This is a genomic window from Sphingopyxis sp. (assembly GCF_016704835.1).
GTDB lineage: Bacteria > Pseudomonadota > Alphaproteobacteria > Sphingomonadales > Sphingomonadaceae > Sphingopyxis.
Genome location: NZ_JADIZJ010000009.1, coordinates 22,694 through 38,224, shown reverse-complemented (window position 1 = coordinate 38,224; position 15,531 = coordinate 22,694). Strand labels below are relative to the sequence as shown.

Sequence of the window (15,531 nt, the reverse complement as noted above, 5' to 3'; positions counted from 1 at the left end):
CTTTCAGATCGACAGATAGCCGCCGTCGACGGCGACGGCGGCGCCATTCATGAACGATGCGGCGTCGGAAAGCAGCCAGGCAACGGCTTCGCCTATCTCCGAAGGCGCACCGAAGCGGCCGATCGGATGGCGCGCGCGTAGCGTGTCGAACATCGCGGAAAAATCGGGGTCGGACGATAGCCTGGCGATCATCGGAGTCTCGATAATGCCAGGCAGCACGGCGTTCACGCGCACTCCGCGTGCGCCATAGTCGGCACCTGCCGCGCGCGTCAGGCCGACGACGCCATGTTTCGCCGCCACATATTCGCTGGCTCCCGGGATCGCCACCTGCCCGAGGGAAGAAGCGGTGTTGACGATCGCACCGCCGCCCGAGGCGAGCATCGCGCGCACCTGATATTTGATGCACAGGAACACCGCGGTCAGGTCGATGGCAATCGCACGGTTCCACTCGTCCAACGTGAGTTCGTCGAGCGGTTTGTTCCGCTGTTCGACGCCGGCGTTGTTGAAGGCGCCGTCGAGCCGGCCGTAATGGGCGACCGCCTTATCGACGAGACTTGCGATATCGCTTTCATTTGCCAGATCGGCCGCGACGAAAATGGCGTCGCCACCTTCGCCGCGCACCGCCTGTGCCGCCGCTTCGCCCCCTTCGGCGGCAACATCTGTCAGAACGAGCCGCGCTCCGGCCCGCGCCAGCACCAGGCTGGCATCATGGCCGATCCCGCCGCCGCGCCGGTTACGATCACTACCTTGCCGGATAAAGTGCCCGCCATGGTCAGAAGTTGAGTCCCGCGCGCAGGCCGAAGGTGTGTGGCGGCGACAGATAGGCCGTCGCCGGACCCGGGATGCCCGCCGCCGCGGTCGCCGCGATCACGGCCTCGTTGGTCAGATTCTTGCCCCAGATGCCGATGTTCCAGCGCTCGTCCTCGGAATAGTAGGTCAGCGAGGCATTGAGCTTGGCATAAGGCTTTTGCCGCGTGCCCGGATTGTGGACGAAATCGGCAAACCATTCGCTTTCATAGCGTGCATCCGCCGCCGCACGGAGGTAACCGCCGCCGAGGTGGAAATCCTGACTGAAGCCGCCGCCAATGGTCCAATCGGCGGCATAGGGTCCGGAGAGACCGTTGAAATTCTGCCCCGCCGGAGTGATGAAGTCCTTGTTGCGGGCATGGACGTAGCTGATCGACAGGTTGAGCTTCGTGTCCGGAACGGGCTGGAACAAGATGTCGAGCTGGTTCCCCGGAATTTCGACGTTCCCGGCGTTGAAAATCTCGTTGTACAGCTTGCTTGCGTCATAGGCCTGGATCGCGAGATCGGAATAGACGTAGAAGAACGCCTCGTTGTTAATCTGCAGCCGGTTGTCGAGGAAGCGCGCCTTGAAGCCCCCCGAGATGCCCTTCATCTTGCCGGTCTTCACCAGATTGGTGCGCCCGGGCAGGTCGACGACCTCATTGAACGTGCCAGGCTGATAGCCCGTCTGGTACGTCGCATAGAGCATCACGCGGTCGGCCGCGTCATATTCGAGCCCCGCCTTGTAGTCGAAGCGGCGGAAGGTCTTTTCGAACGTGTAGGGCGAGACCTGGTCGTCGAGGGCGATGCCGCGCGCCTTCTTATTGTCAATGCCGTAGCGGCCGCCGAGCGTGACGCGGAAGCGGTCGGTGACGCTGTAGGTCGCCTGGCCGAAGATCGCGCCGCCCTTCATGATGTTGCTCTGCACATTGGAGGAAAAGAAGGGGAAGGGGGTGCCCGGGATCGCGGGGCCGCCCGGGCCGACGGCGGTTCCGACGATCGCCTGGCCGACGCCCTTGTTGCGATAGGCGAACAGGCCGACAAGCCATTTCAGCTTGTCGCTGTCGCCGGAAATCCGCAGTTCGTTGCTCAGCATGCGGTATTGGTCGAGCTTGTAGGCGGGCAGCACGCCCAGCCAGTAGACTTCGGTCTCGGCGTCGAGATAGACATAACCGGTGATGTTGGTCAGCGAGACGGTGTCGCTAAGTTCGGCGTCGATCTGAAGCCCCGTCGCGTAATTTTCGTAATTTTGCGTCGAGGGCGTCGGCTGGCCGAACGGCGCGGTTTCGGCGAGGACGCCTGGCCGCAAATCGTCCCACGGGCGATCGCGCAGGAAGGCGTTTTCGTCAAAGACGAACTGCAGATTGCCCCCGGCGTCGCGCACCGGATTGCCGTTTGCATCGACAACGAGCCGCGATCCCTTGTTCACCAGGTTCGAGGTGTTGCCGTTCTTGTGGGTGGTATTGCCCCACCAATAGAGGCTGAACCCTTCGTTATTGTCATAGAGCAGGCCGACGCGGCCGGATATGTCGTCCTGCGAGTCCGACCCCGTTTCCATATAGCCGTCGCGGTAAGCGTAATCGACGCCGACGCGCAGCGCGAGCTGCTCGGACAGCTTGGCATTGCCGACAACGGTGCCGTGGATCAGGTCGTAATTGCCGATCTCGAGCGCCGCATTGCCGCCATTCTCGAACTCGGGCCGCTTGAAGGCAACGTTGACCGTACCGCCGATTGCACTGCGGCCATAGAGCGTGCCCTGCGGACCCGGCAGGACCTCGAAGCGTTCGATGTCGAAGAGCGGCACGCTCGTCGCCTCGCGCGGAATGTTCACGCCGTTGAAATTGAAGGACACCGAGGGCTCGACGTTGGCGAAGTCCAGGTTCGAGCCGATGCCGCGCAGAAAGACCTGCGTGGTATTGCCTTCTTGATGAAAGCGCGCGCCGGGAACGATCTCCTGCGCGGCACTTAGATCCTTAATGCCCGAAGCCACGAGCAGGTCGCCGTTGACCGCGGTGACCGCGGCAGGCGTTCGCTGGAGATTCTCATCGCGTTTTTGCGCGGTGACGATGATTTCGGCGATCCCGCCACTGGCTTCGGTGTCAGCTTCCTGCGCGTTTGCGGCCGCCGGGGCCAAAAGCGCGAGCATGCTCGCTGACAGCCATAAAGTCCGAGAACCTCTTGTCATTTCACCCTCCCATATTCCACTGGCTCTGCAACGCTGTTGCATGCTAGTGTTTCAACGAGAGAATTACGGCCACCTCGGTGCAATGTCAAATTAAATGGATACAGTTTTTTCGTATTTAGTGGCTGAAGGAAACAAACTGACGTTATATCAATGGTATAGGTTCGAGGCGTCAGTGGATAAATATCGCTTTCTGTACACAGTTTGCGAATAGCGTCGCGGTCGGCGCTTTTGGACTCGCACCGCGCCGCTTTCTTTGAGCGGCCTTTGTTTCTTGTGCGCAGCCGCCAGCACCTTTCGCGAACGCTGTCGACGAAGCAGGCAAGCACCGAGCGAACCTTGACGCCGTGCCGAATTTTTTGGGGCGCGACTAAGGCACAAGATGCCAGCCGCAACGCACCCGCTGACCGATATCAGCGCAGCGTGCGGAAGGTGATCGACCAGCGCGGTGTATCCATCGCGGCGGTGCTGTGCTCCCACGCGCTGCGTGCCGCGCCGGCAAGATGGTAGATCGGGCGCGGGGCAGCTCGGCAGACGCTCGCTCAAACTTGCCCCCGCTCGATAACAAATAGATGAGCGAATCTTGGTGGCAGCGCGCAGGGTGCCTCGGAAATGCGTTATGGCAGATAGTCGGGGGAGCGGCCCTCATCGAGCCTCCTTACTGATCGCAAAGAAGCGGCCGCCGCGTGCGAACGGTTGCGCCTCAGAAACTGACAGTGCGCTAGCGGCCAAGTCCAGCGGTATGTTGGCAGCCTAACGAAAAACTCGGCAGAATGTCTCCTGTGGGCGGGTGAGCGTAGGTTCAACTCTTCCAGTGCCCGGCAGGCCATTTGCCCGAGCGTCGCTTTGGACGACGGCGTTTCCTTCGCCACTCGAAAACCACTGGCACGAGGAGGATGACAGACAGCACAATCGCCAGTCCGCTGATCCCAACCCAAAGCCAAGCAACCACTTCTGTTCGCATGAACGGTCGGTCCCCGAGAGCGAGGCCTGTGAAAAGCCCGGCCCATCCTGCGGGGAATAAGACCGTGCCAGCTATGGCTCGGTGACGGAATGAGAACCACCTTGGAAACAAAACTAGAGCGGCGATGAAAATTACCGCTCCGATCCACATTGCTACGTCATTCCAGTCCATCAGCGCTCCTTTGGCGAGCAATTGGCCTAGCTATGAAGCGACCGAGCGCCACAGCAGAACGTCGCCAATCGGTCGCTTTACGTCGCCAGCGCAAGGTCCTGATGAACGTCGGCATCTTGGATCCACGTCTGAAAGCCGCCGGTCGGAATCCGGCCATCAGAACACGTCCGCAACAGTGCGATTTCGGCCCGATCGTTTTGCTAGATAGAGGCGTCTGTCCGCGACCTCGACGGCTGTGACAGGATCATCGCCCAGTTCCGCGATGCCAGCACTGATCGTCACTTTGGCACCGGGCACCGCTGATAAGGCGGACACCTCCTCTCGCACCCGTTCAATAATTTGCCATCCGGCAGCAAGATCGCATTCCAGAAGCATCACGAACTCGTCCCCGCCCAGACGCGCAATGAAGTGGCGATCGCCGGCAATAGCGAGAGCTACCGTGGCGACATCCTTCAATATGCGGTCACCGACCTGGTGACCCCAACGATCGTTGATGGATTTGAAATCATCAATGTCGAAAATCGCGATGCAGGCGGGTGCGGCTGTCGTCCGGCGCCGCGTGATCGCCTCCTCGAAGCCCGCTCGATTGGCAATTCTCGTCAGGGGATCGGTCACGGCGAGGCGCGCAATTTCCCTCTCTCGCGCGCGCTGACGAGTGACATCCCTGATCATCGCAACCGTTCCGACGACCCTGTCATCCGAAAGCACGGCTTTAACGGCCACTTCCAACGTGCGCGTCGGCAGGCTGGCGGGGTGAAGATCTGCCAGATGGGATGCTGAAGGCGTGGCGAGAGCCGCATCGGAAAGACTGGAAAGCACAGGACTCACCAGAACCGATAATTGGTCGATCGGTGCGTCGCGGCAGATAGCTTTGCTCAGTCCGATCAATTCATCGGTCGCGCCCTCCACCCATTGGCAGCGGCCTCCAGCGTCGAAGCTCAGGATCGCATCGGGGGAATTTTCCAGGATCATCGCTAACAGCTCTTCGCGGCGCGCGGCATCTGCCAAAGCTTCCGCACGCGAAGCGACGAGCGCCGCCACCGGCAGCGCCGCCGCGAGCATGATCGCGAGATAGGATTGAAAAAAGATCGCTTCAAAAACCGGCCCGCGGTGGATGAGAGCAACCGGTCCAACATGATAGACCGCCGCAAGCGCGCCAAGCACGCCAACCATTACGACGCCGGCCTGGGTCGCGAGACGTCCGGACCGGATGGCAAGGACAAGAAGACTACAAAGCGGAGCGAACAGCAGCGGCAGGCCGCTTTGACCAAATGTCACGACGCTCACCGCGCCGTGGAAGAAGAGGAGCGCAGTGTCTTCCAGTCGCTGCCGAGGCAGGCGGGCCTTGATCGCCTTGACATAACCTCCGTCGAACCATGACTTCAAAAATGGCGTCAAGATGACGAAACCCAATGCATTGCCCGCATACCAGCGCGCAAACGAGGGAAGAAAGCTCTCGCCATAATTGACGACCGAGACCGCCGAGCCAATGATTGCACCCGCCGCGGGTGCAACGAAACCGGCCCAAAAAAGAAAACTCAAGGCTGTCGGGGTGTCGGCAAGAATATCGATATTCTCCGATTTCCGGCGCATGATCGAGCCCGCCAGCAGAACCTGTCCCATGTTGATGCCGCCATAGAGGACGATCCCGGGTGCCCAGTCACGGGTCAGTGCGTTGGCCGCAAGATTGGCCGCCCATCCGAAAAGGAGGGCCAGTGGCCATTCCGACTTGGGTCTGCTGAGCAGCACAGCCAGCACAGCGGCATCGGCAAGCCAGACTGTCGCATGGCTTCGACCATCGCTCGTAAGCAGTATCGTGATGGTCGCGAACGCGAAATAAAGGAGCGCACCCACGAGCGCGGGCGCGATCGTCAGCCGCTTGGGAGGTGCGACCAAAGTGGCTTCGTCAAACGGCATTGCAAACCAATTCACTGGAAGACATGGGACCATACAGCAAACCCAAGCAGCAAGATAGCAAGGCGTCCTTTACGGCCCGTGGGGTCTTTGCCTTACCCTATTTGGACATGAATGCTTGGCAGCGATTTGTAAGGATTGATTGATCGTGTTTTCCATCGCCGGCAGAACTGCCAGCGGCGCTAACGCGAGAATGCGCCCGCGACTGCAAAATCCTGAATAACGGCTTTTCAACACTATGCTGTCATTTGCCTGCAACCGAGCAGGTGGGGACCAACATTGAAACAAGATGAAATAGGCGCGCCGATATCGGCGGACGGCTTCGCAAAGGTGTCGCAATTGTCGGTTCTCGATACTGCAACGCCGGCAATCGACAGGCGGGCAAGCGAGCGCGACGGACCATCGCGGCGCGGTGCGCCAAGGGTGGAAGTCGAGGCCGCTGTCCGGCTTCGCGGGGCCGCGCAGGGTGCCATTGATGCCCGGATCTTCAATCTGTCGGCGGGAGGTTGCGGGCTCGTGCTGAAATCAGGCATATTTAACACAGGGGATCTTGTGACGATCAAGATCGAGGGCGTGGAGCATTGGCCCGGCACGGTAAAATGGTGTGTCGGTCAGGAAGCCGGAATTGCCTTCGATCGTCCATTCTATCCAGCGGTGTTCGACGCGATCGTGGCGATCCATAAGGATCATGGGCCAGACGCGGCACAATGACCTAAGCGCCGTCGTCGTTTTACTTTGGAAAGTGCCTGGCGCCAGCAACGCTCGCTCGGCAATCTGGTTTTGCGAAGAGTTTAGCGATTGAAGCTGAGTCCGGGAACCTGGACCCGGCTCGCGGCGTATCGTCGCCGAGCTTCAAAACAGCATGGATTGAATGCTTTCCACCGGGCCGCGCTACTGCGCGGTCCGGACTAGCTCGGCGCGGTGGGGCCGATGGCGGTTTGCTCCCCAGACTGGCTGTCGCTCGTTGGTATAGGCCTTCGCCCGACGCGCATTGGGCTTCCCCGGTCGCCGGGAACGCAGCAAGCCTTGGCGAGTTCGATACCGCATGCAGAACGCCTCCTCACAATCGTCGAGCTCCGCATTCGATGTCGCACTCGTGATATTTGCGGCGACCCTTCAGATCGCCGTCTCCTTTCTGTCGAGCCTGGGCATCGGAACTCCGATCGGGGAGAATTCGGACCGCGTCTCGACACTGGTGACGCCTGCGGGTTGGGCCTTCTCGATATGGGGAGCGCTCTACCTCGGAGCTTTGATCTTTGCCGCCTATCAGGCGCGGTCAGCGCAGCGGACCGACGCGCTCATCGCGCAAATCCGCCGTCCGGCTGCCGTTGCCTTTCTCGCCAACGCGAGCTGGGCGACCTATGTCCAGCTCGTCGATGTCACATTTGTGTCGGTCATCATCATCTTGACCGGGCTTGCCGGTGCCTTGCTCGCGCTGCGACGCCTCTCGAGCTGGCCCGACCAGCTCTCGAAAGGGCAGTTCTGGTGTGCGGCGGTGCCGCTGACCTCGCTTGCCGCCTGGCTCACCGCCGCGGCGATCGCCAATATATCCTCCAGCCTCCGCTTTCATGGTGTCGATGCGGACGCGGTACAGGCGCCGATCGTCGCGGGAGCCGTGCTGATCCTCGGCGGCCTGATCGCCGGAGCCGCGCTTGCCAGGTCGAAGGGCTGCCCGCCCTACGCGCTGGTCTTTCTCTGGGCGCTCGCCGCGATATTCGCCGACGGCGGGCAGCGCGCGCCGATCGTTGCCGTCGCGTCCGGGTTATCCGCGGTGATCGTGATTGCCAGCACGGCCTATGGCCTGCGGCGCACCCGTGGTCATTGGATCGGGTAGTTTGTTACCTTGCTGGCGGTTTCGCCGTCACGCCTTCATAGCGGCGCTATTCTCACCGGCTGACGAGAATCTTGCGCCCGCTTCGCTCACCGCGTCGAGTAGCTGCCGCATTCCATAAGGCTTCGCCAGCAGGCGGGAATTCGCAAGCGCCGGAGCCATTGCCGAATCTCCCGTCGCGAAGACCAGACCGACTGCGGGATGCAGCGCGCGCGCCTCTTCCGCAAGCGTGACCCCTGACGAGCCAGGGAGGTTGATGTCGGTGACGAGGACGTCGATACGCGATCTCTGCAAGGCGATCATCGCCTCTTCCGCGCTCCCGGCTTCGATCACGAGCAGGCCCGACTGTTTCAGCATTTCGGCGGTGTTCATCAGGATGAGGCTGTCGTCCTCGACAAGCAAGATTGTGCCGTGTGCCAGCGCAGCGGGGAGCGCCCCGCTTGCCGCCGCTTCATCCTGCTGCCCGGTGGCAGGGGCGCGCGCTTGGCTTGCCTGTCGGCTATTGGCAACGACATGGCGTAACCGCCGCGCGAGCGCCTCGCGGGTGTAAGGCTTCGACAGAAGCTCCACGCCTGCGTCGAGCTTCCCGCCATGTACGATGCTGTTCTCGGTATAGCCCGAGGTGAACAGGATGGCGATATTCGGTAGGCGCTCACGCGCTCTGCGCGCCAGCTCGGGACTTTTCAGCGTCCCCGGCATCACGACGTCGGTAAACAGGATGTCGATCGGCATGCCGCTCTGTACGATGATGAGCGCGGCGTCGGCGTCGGGTGCCTTGACCACATTATAGCCAAGATCCGCCAGCATCTCGACGACGGTGGCGCGCACATCCTCGTCATCCTCGACGACGAGCACCGTCTCGCTGCCGCCGACCACCGGGCCGGCTGCAATCTGGACCTCGGCATCCTCGCTCGCGAGCGAGCGCGGGAGATAGATCCGCACCGTCGTGCCTTCGCCGGGCTCGGAATAGATTTTGACGTGGCCGCCCGATTGCTTGACGAATCCATAGACCATGGAGAGGCCAAGGCCTGATCCCTTGCCCTCGACCTTGGTTGAGAAGAAGGGTTCGAACACTTTTTCTACGATTTCCGGGGTCATGCCGCAGCCGGTGTCCGACACCGCAAGCATGACATATTGCCCCGCCTCGACTTCTTCGTGCCCGAGGGTGTAATCAGCATCAAGGAAGGCATTACCCACTTCGACCGTCAATTGGCCTTGGCCGTCCATCGCATCGCGCGCATTGATCGCAAGATTGAGCAGCGCGTTTTCGACCTGTGCCGGGTCGACGAAGCTATTCCAGAGGCCGCCGCCAACGATTGTCTCGATTTCGACGCCTTCGCCGAGCGCGTGCCGCAGCATGTCGTCCATGCCGCGCACGAAGCGGCTGACATTGACTACCTTGGGCTCGAGCGTCTGCCGGCGGCCGAAGGCGAGCAGCTGGCTTGCGAGCTTGGCGCCGCGGGCGACGCCCGCTTCGGCATTTGCCAGCCGCGCTTCGGCTTTCTCGTTCCCGGCCACATCGCGCGCGAGCAGTTGAAGGTTGCCGGATACGACCTGAAGCAGATTGTTGAAGTCGTGCGCCACGCCGCCGGTGAGCTTGCCGAGCGACTCCATCTTCTGCGCTTGTGCGAGCTTGGCTTCGGCCTGACGGCGCTCGTCGATCTCGGCGATAACGCGGGTTTCGAGGTTGGCGTTAAGTTCGCGCAGCGCCGATTCGGCGGCGCGCTGGTGCGTGATGTCGGTGTGCACGCCAACCCATTCGCGAATCTCCCCGTCGTCCCCAACGATGGGTAGCGCGCGGATCGCAAAGTTGCGCCAGGTCCCGCAGTGACGGCGTACCCGATGCTCGTGTACATACATGGACCTGCTGGCGACCGCGGCATGCCAGCTTTCGATCGACCCCTGCCGGTCATCCTCATGAACCGCGTTCGCCCACCCGAGCTCCTGATACGCCTCGAAGGGCTGCCCCGTGAGTGCGGCCCAGCTTGGCTGCTCACCAAGCATGCGCCCGTCGGCACTGTTGGTCCACAAGACGCCGTGCACGGCTTCCATCGCAGTGCGAAACCGAAAATTGCTGGCGGCCAGGCTGCGTTCCAGCGCCACGCGATTGCTGTTGTCCATACAGGTGCACATGACCCCGGCGACCGCACCGTCGGCCTCATAAACCGGGGTATAGAACAGATCGAAGGTGACCGCCTCGAGTCCCGCGCCGCGATCGAGGACCAGGGGCTGATCCCGATAAGCTAGCTGTTCGCCCCGAAACCCCGCCGCCAATATCTCGCGGTTCCAGTCCCAAATCTCTGGCCATATATCCGGAACCGTGCCGCCAAGCGCATCGGGATGCTTGTCACCTGCGATCGCAATGTAAGCGTCATTATAGATCATGACATGATCTGGTCCCCACATCAGGACCTTCGCGACGGGAGAATTGACGATGTTTGCGACGGTTGCGCGCAGCTCCAGCGACCAAAGGTCGACAGGGCCAAGCGGCGAGCCGCTCCAGTCTAGGGTCCGGATGATCGCGCCGCACTCACCGCCAGCGATAGGCCAGTCTCCGCGGCGCAAAGCCGGAAGGAGCAGGCGCCGGGCCGCCTCGAGAAGCTCGCTCTCTCCCAGGCGTCCGTTCGCGAGACATTCGGCTGCGAGACTGTCCCATTCGGCTAGGAAGTTGGGCTGCGGGATGGGTGGATTGGCCATGAGCGTGCCTCAGCGGATCGCCGCGAATTGTCAATTGCTAAGGATTGAAGCGGGTACGCTGTCCAGATCCATCGGCCTGAGTTGTCCCGCGAGGCTGAGCGGCAGCCATCCGATATGGGCGCCCAAAAGCGGTCGGGTCGTTGTCGGCCAATCATCGCCGCGGGGAAGCTGTCTTGGCCGCTAAACGTTCCGACAGCCGATCTTTGATGTGAACCGACTGGAGCGCCGCGCCTAACATGCTAAGGGCATCCTATGCTTCACAAGAACGGCCGCGACGGCACCGTCCAAATCGATGGTGTCAAATATGACTGGGAACTCCTGACCGAGCCCCAGCTGTCCTCGTCCGAGGGCTGGAAGGGCATGACGGTCTCCTTACGCCAGAGAGATATGCCACGCGAAGCCGTGCTAGAATTTCCGACGCCAAAGCGCCTGTTGAAAGGATTGCCGAAAGGGCGTCTGCAAATCAACGACGCGATAGTCTCGCGAGGGGTGCGAGCGGCATTGTCGGCAGGATGGGACCCGGCGTCTCGCGGCAAGCCGACGGTATTCATGGTCGATGCCAACGGCGACTAAGCGCAATCGGCTGGAGCACTGGCATCCGGGGAGCACTGGCATCCGGCGCGAAAAACCTGTTCTAAATTCGGCGTAACCAAATTTGTCCAAAACCTGAAACGCCGCAATTGCTTCTTTTGGAGTCGAGGAAGATTAGGGTTTGTTTTAATCGCCCAACCAATTGGTTGTGATCGCTCCCCTATGCCCCTCCGGCGCCAGCGCGGCGCGCAGAGCTTCCAGCAGAGGCGGCAGCGCCTGCGTGAAGGCGTAGGGCGGGTTGACGATATAGAGGCCCGCGCCGTTATAGATGCCGGGCTGATCGCTATCGTACAGCCAATGCTCCACCCGCAGCAATTTCGGTATGCCGAGCTTGCGCAACTGCTGCGTCCACCGCACATGCGTGGTGCGGTCTTTTAGCGGATACCACACCACCGTCACGCCATGTGCCCATTTGCGGTGGGCCGCGGCGAGGGTGGCGGTGATACGTGCGCGTTCATCGATCTGCTCGTACGGCGGATCGACCAACATCACGCCGCGGGCGGTGCGGGGCGGCAGCATCGCCAGCCAAAATTCGTAGGCGTCGCGCTGATGCACGGCGGCGGATGTGCCGCGCATCGCGCCGCGCAGGGCATAGGCGTCTTCGGGATGTTTCTCGTTCAGGATCAGAAAATCCTGCGGACGCAGAAGCTGCGCCAGAAATCGCGGCGATCCGGGGTAGAAGCGAGGCTCGGCCCCGGCATTCACCGCCTGTACCGCCGCGCGGTAGTCGTCCAGCAAGGGGTTCGGGTCGTCGAAGGCGCGCAGCACGCCCTGTGTGGCCTCGCCGGTGCGTTGGGCTTCCTCGCTGCTAAGGTCGTACAGTCCGCAACCGGCATGGGTGTCGATCAGGGTCAGCGCGCCCGGTTTTTGCTGCAAGGCCCGCACGAGGGCGATCAGCAGGCTGTGCTTTACGACATCGGCGCTATTGCCAGCGTGGAAGGAATGGCGGTAATTCATCGTAATTCAAAATCCTGACGATCTACCTTTATACGAACGGCTGCGCGCGAAAGCCGAGCGCGATGCAAGGCAAGCAGTCCGGTGCCCGTAAAGAGTCAGGCGAAAACTTCAAAACATTCTGCGCAAGGCCGCAAGCCTGCGATTGCGATCGACACCAAGGGCGGAAACAGCGGGCTGCGGCCGCATCGGGGTGTTCGATCATCGAGGAGCTGGATGCGCCGGATATGATCATCATCGATGTCGATGTCGCGCCTGCTACCGTGACCGAAGCGGGAATTCGGGCCGTATTTGCCGGGTTGCTGGCGGATGGCGCGAGGTCCGGAAGATCGGCCAGCAATAAGGGGAGGGAATTGCCAGATTCCCGTTCGACCGGATGTCGCGGCCCGGGCGGGTTATAAAAATCGGACGGGTCGATCCTAACTTTTGTCGGGGAACAAACCCGGCATCCATCGCGAGGCGAGAGTAGCGGGAAAAGCCATGCGACGCGGAGCGCGGCTGCTTTCGGAAACGATGACGCCAAGATCAAGCAGGCTAGCTGCCACCCGCCGTGCCTGTCGGTCACCGGTTCCGACCACGGCCTCGAGTTCGCCGCGCGGGAGTTCGCCGCGATAGAGAATCGCGTCGATGATGGCGCCGGCCTTGAGCGGGATATTGCCCAGCGCAGCCTCCTCCTCGATCCAGCAGTGAATACGGACCCGCAGCCGGTTGGGATCGACCAGGCTCTGCATGAAATCGACCTGATCGATACAAATCTGCAGAAAATAGCGCGTGAAAGCCGCAAGCTCTTCCTCGCTGAATGCGTCGCGGCCATCGAGATCGTTGCGGCGACGCAGGTCGCATGCGGCGAGATGGCGTTTATAGTCTTGAGTGGTGCGGCCAAGTCCGCGCGCAACCGACCAGACACCGCCCGTGTCGAGCGTATCGAGCAGCATCGCGTGCGACATGAGCCGGGCGACGCGGCCGTTGCCATCGAGAAAGGGGTGGATCCAGACGAAGCGGTGATGCGCTGCCGCGACGGCTATAATCGCGTCGCTGCGTCCAAGCCGCCCATAAGCCCATTCGAAATGGTCTAGAAAGCGGGGAACGGCGCCCGGACTGATCGCGACATGGCGCCCAACCTGAACGTCGCGCGTGCGAAGCGACCCGGGTTCGATGCGCAGTCGCTCGCCGCCGGGGACATCGGCCGTCCTTCTGCACCGCGTGCTTGGCTGTCGCAGCAGCCGGCCTGTGATCGATTATTCACCCGCTTTTTGCCCTTTGTCGAAAAGTCACGGGCTCTCGTGGCCTAGGTCTTCCGTGTCAGGCGAAGCTGGATAGAGATTGGCGGCAGGACGTTATCGGCTTGGCTCAGGGGACGAGAGATGAATCGACGGCAGTTTATGGCGTGCGCAGCATCGATGGGTATAAGCGGCATCTGGGCGTCGCGACTGGCCGCAGCGCCTTCGCATAGGGACTGGAGAGAAGATCGAACGCTTTTTCCACAAGGTGTCGCGTCGGGGGATCCGGATGACCATAGCATCGTCCTCTGGACCCGACGGCCCTATGAGAAAGGCGAACGCCATGAACTGACGGTGGAAATCGCACTGGACCCAGACTTCCGCCGTGTCGTCGCTACCGCGCGTACGCCGGTGCTGGCCGCTGCCGACTGGACCTGCCGTGCGCTGGTCGGTGGGCTCGCGCCGGCGACGGTCCATTGGTATCGTTTCACCGACGACAGCGGCGCGGGTAGCCGGATCGGGCGCACGATCACCGCGCCGCGCGCCACCGACCAACGCCCCGTTCGCTTTGCTTTTGTATCCTGCAACAGCGTCAACGAAGGCGCGCAGAACGCGTATCGCCGGATGATCTGGGAGGACGCGCGTGCGCCAGCCGACCGCAAACTCGGCTTCGTCCTTCATCTGGGCGATTTCATCTATGAAGTGGTCGAATATCCAGAAGAAACACCGCATCGCTACGCGCGCACCGGTTATGATCTCGGCCACATACCGGACGCGCGCAAGGTCGGTAATTTCTAGGTGCCGACCAATCTGGCCGGATATCGCCACGTTTATCGCGCGCATATAAACGATCCCGACATCCAGGATGCGCGCGCCACTTTTCCCTTCATATGCATGGGCGACAATCACGAATTCTCTTGGCAGGGCTGGCAAAGTTTCACCAAATTTGGCGGCAAGGTCGAGCCCGCGCAGCAGCTACGCGTCGACGCGAACCAGGCCTGGTGGGAATTTATCCCGTCCCGCGTCCGCAAGGCATCGGGCACTGGAACCGATCAGTTCGTGCCGCCGGCGGTGGCGAACGCACCTATTGAAACCTTCGACGAGGACGGCTTCGGGACCGAGACGAATAATCGTATCGCGGTCGGCAGCATGACCACCTATCGCGCGCTGCGCTACGGCCGGCACGTCGATCTGATCTTGACCGACTTGCACAGCTACAAAGCGGCGGATCCGACGGATCGAACCGAGGCCGCAGCGCTCGACTCGGGAGAATATCCCTTCATCCCGCAGGAGTGGATGGAGATCGTCGACGGCGGGAAGGACTATGCCAGCGGAAAGCCGCCCGCGACCATATCAATTGGCGATAAGACCATCCCCAATTTCCGCAAGGACGAGCCCTCTCACACCGTGCTCGGCCGCACGCAGAAGGCGTGGCTGAAGGAGCGGTTGACCAAATCAACCGCAACCTGGAAAATCTGGGGCGCGACGAACGGCACGCTTGACATGCGCACCGATCCTCAGAACCTGCCCGCAGGGCTGGTAGAGGCGAAGTGGCCCGGCAAGGATTACGGCACCTTCGGCGGCGGCGACATCAGCGGCGCATTTGCCGAGCGAGCGGAAATCTACGACCTGGTCCGCGATAATAAAATATCAGGCTTCGTCACTGTATCGGGCGACCGTCATAGCTTCTGGGCGGGCTATGCCGCACCCACCTTGCCACCCGCCGGATTCGCGCCGGTGGGGGTCAGTTTCATAACCGGATCAATCTCCGCACCAGGCCTCGGTGAGGCGTCGGAATATTACAAGGACTTTCCGCTACGCCCGCTATTCGTGCGTAAACCGGCAGCTGGCGATCCCGAGCATACGATCAACTTGACGATCAAACGCGGGGTGCGCTCGGCGCTCGAATATGCGGCGAGCGGCAATATCGAGGCGGCGCGAGCGCTGACCAACCCGGAAGTCGCGCCGCATCTGGAATTTGTCGATATGGCGGGGCACGGCTATGCTGTTGTCAGTGCTGGCCCTGACGCCATCGAAGCCGAGTTTGTTTGCATCGTCCGCCCGATCGTAAGAGCGACCACGCCCGATGGCGGACCCCTTCGCTACCGCGTCTCGCACCAGGCGCAGATGTGGCAGCCAGGTAGTCGACCGAAGCTGGAGCAACGGATTTTGGAAGGAGATGCCAAGCTGTCGATATAGATTTGGTCGGCTGGAGGGCAGA

General features: G+C 61.6%; 12 protein-coding genes. 6 read left to right on the top strand and 6 right to left on the bottom strand.

Going from position 1 to position 15,531, the window contains the following annotated elements; translation table 11 throughout:
• Positions 1-3: 3 nt before the first annotated feature.
• The 3 genes from IPF76_RS13340 to IPF76_RS13330 form a co-directional block, all read right to left on the bottom strand.
• Positions 4-696, bottom strand: a complete 693-nt coding sequence (locus tag IPF76_RS13340) for an SDR family oxidoreductase (protein ID WP_293844856.1) — start codon at positions 694-696, stop codon at positions 4-6.
• A gap of 76 nt (positions 697-772) precedes the next feature.
• A complete protein-coding gene (locus IPF76_RS13335; RefSeq protein ID WP_293844853.1) occupies positions 773-2,932 on the bottom strand; it encodes a TonB-dependent receptor in 2,160 nt (719 codons plus the stop codon).
• Between the two features lie 1,327 nt (positions 2,933-4,259).
• Positions 4,260-6,020, bottom strand: coding sequence for a diguanylate cyclase (locus IPF76_RS13330; RefSeq protein ID WP_293844850.1), 1,761 nt, complete (start codon positions 6,018-6,020; stop codon positions 4,260-4,262).
• 327 nt (positions 6,021-6,347) lie between these two features.
• On the opposite strand from IPF76_RS13330, the gene IPF76_RS13325 reads away from it, so the two are divergent.
• On the top strand, positions 6,348-6,728 hold the full coding sequence (locus IPF76_RS13325; RefSeq protein WP_293845035.1) for a PilZ domain-containing protein: 381 nt from the start codon (positions 6,348-6,350) through the stop codon (positions 6,726-6,728).
• Between the two features lie 334 nt (positions 6,729-7,062).
• Positions 7,063-7,851: a hypothetical protein gene (locus tag IPF76_RS13320; protein WP_293844847.1), complete on the top strand. Its 789-nt coding sequence runs from the start codon at positions 7,063-7,065 to the stop codon at positions 7,849-7,851.
• Positions 7,852-7,878: 27 nt separating this feature from the next.
• Here the strand turns inward: IPF76_RS13320 and IPF76_RS13315 are convergent, their stop codons facing one another.
• Complete coding sequence (locus IPF76_RS13315) at positions 7,879-10,545, bottom strand: response regulator (RefSeq protein ID WP_293844844.1); 2,667 nt, start codon at positions 10,543-10,545, stop codon at positions 7,879-7,881.
• 252 nt (positions 10,546-10,797) lie between these two features.
• Between IPF76_RS13315 and IPF76_RS13310 the strand changes: the two genes are divergently transcribed.
• Positions 10,798-11,118 carry a hypothetical protein gene (locus IPF76_RS13310; RefSeq protein WP_293844841.1) on the top strand — a complete coding sequence of 107 codons (321 nt, stop codon included), beginning with the start codon at positions 10,798-10,800 and terminating at the stop codon, positions 11,116-11,118.
• Positions 11,119-11,262: 144 nt separating this feature from the next.
• Here IPF76_RS13310 and rlmJ read toward each other — a convergent pair whose 3' ends face one another.
• A complete protein-coding gene (rlmJ, locus tag IPF76_RS13305) occupies positions 11,263-12,093 on the bottom strand; it encodes a 23S rRNA (adenine(2030)-N(6))-methyltransferase RlmJ (protein WP_293844838.1) in 831 nt (276 codons plus the stop codon).
• A 62-nt stretch (positions 12,094-12,155) separates the two neighbouring features.
• On the opposite strand from rlmJ, the gene IPF76_RS13300 reads away from it, so the two are divergent.
• Complete coding sequence (locus tag IPF76_RS13300; RefSeq protein ID WP_293844835.1) at positions 12,156-12,491, top strand: hypothetical protein; 336 nt, start codon at positions 12,156-12,158, stop codon at positions 12,489-12,491.
• Between the two features lie 18 nt (positions 12,492-12,509).
• Here the strand turns inward: IPF76_RS13300 and IPF76_RS13295 are convergent, their stop codons facing one another.
• Positions 12,510-13,247: a Fic family protein gene (locus tag IPF76_RS13295; protein WP_293845032.1), complete on the bottom strand. Its 738-nt coding sequence runs from the start codon at positions 13,245-13,247 to the stop codon at positions 12,510-12,512.
• A gap of 207 nt (positions 13,248-13,454) precedes the next feature.
• Here IPF76_RS13295 and IPF76_RS20860 point away from each other — a divergent pair, with 207 nt between their 5' ends.
• A complete protein-coding gene (locus IPF76_RS20860; RefSeq protein WP_366499676.1) occupies positions 13,455-14,108 on the top strand; it encodes a PhoD-like phosphatase N-terminal domain-containing protein in 654 nt (217 codons plus the stop codon).
• Entirely contained in the window at positions 14,109-15,509 is a 1,401-nt protein-coding gene (locus IPF76_RS13290; RefSeq protein WP_366499674.1) for an alkaline phosphatase D family protein, read from the top strand.
• Positions 15,510-15,531: the final 22 nt, after the last annotated feature.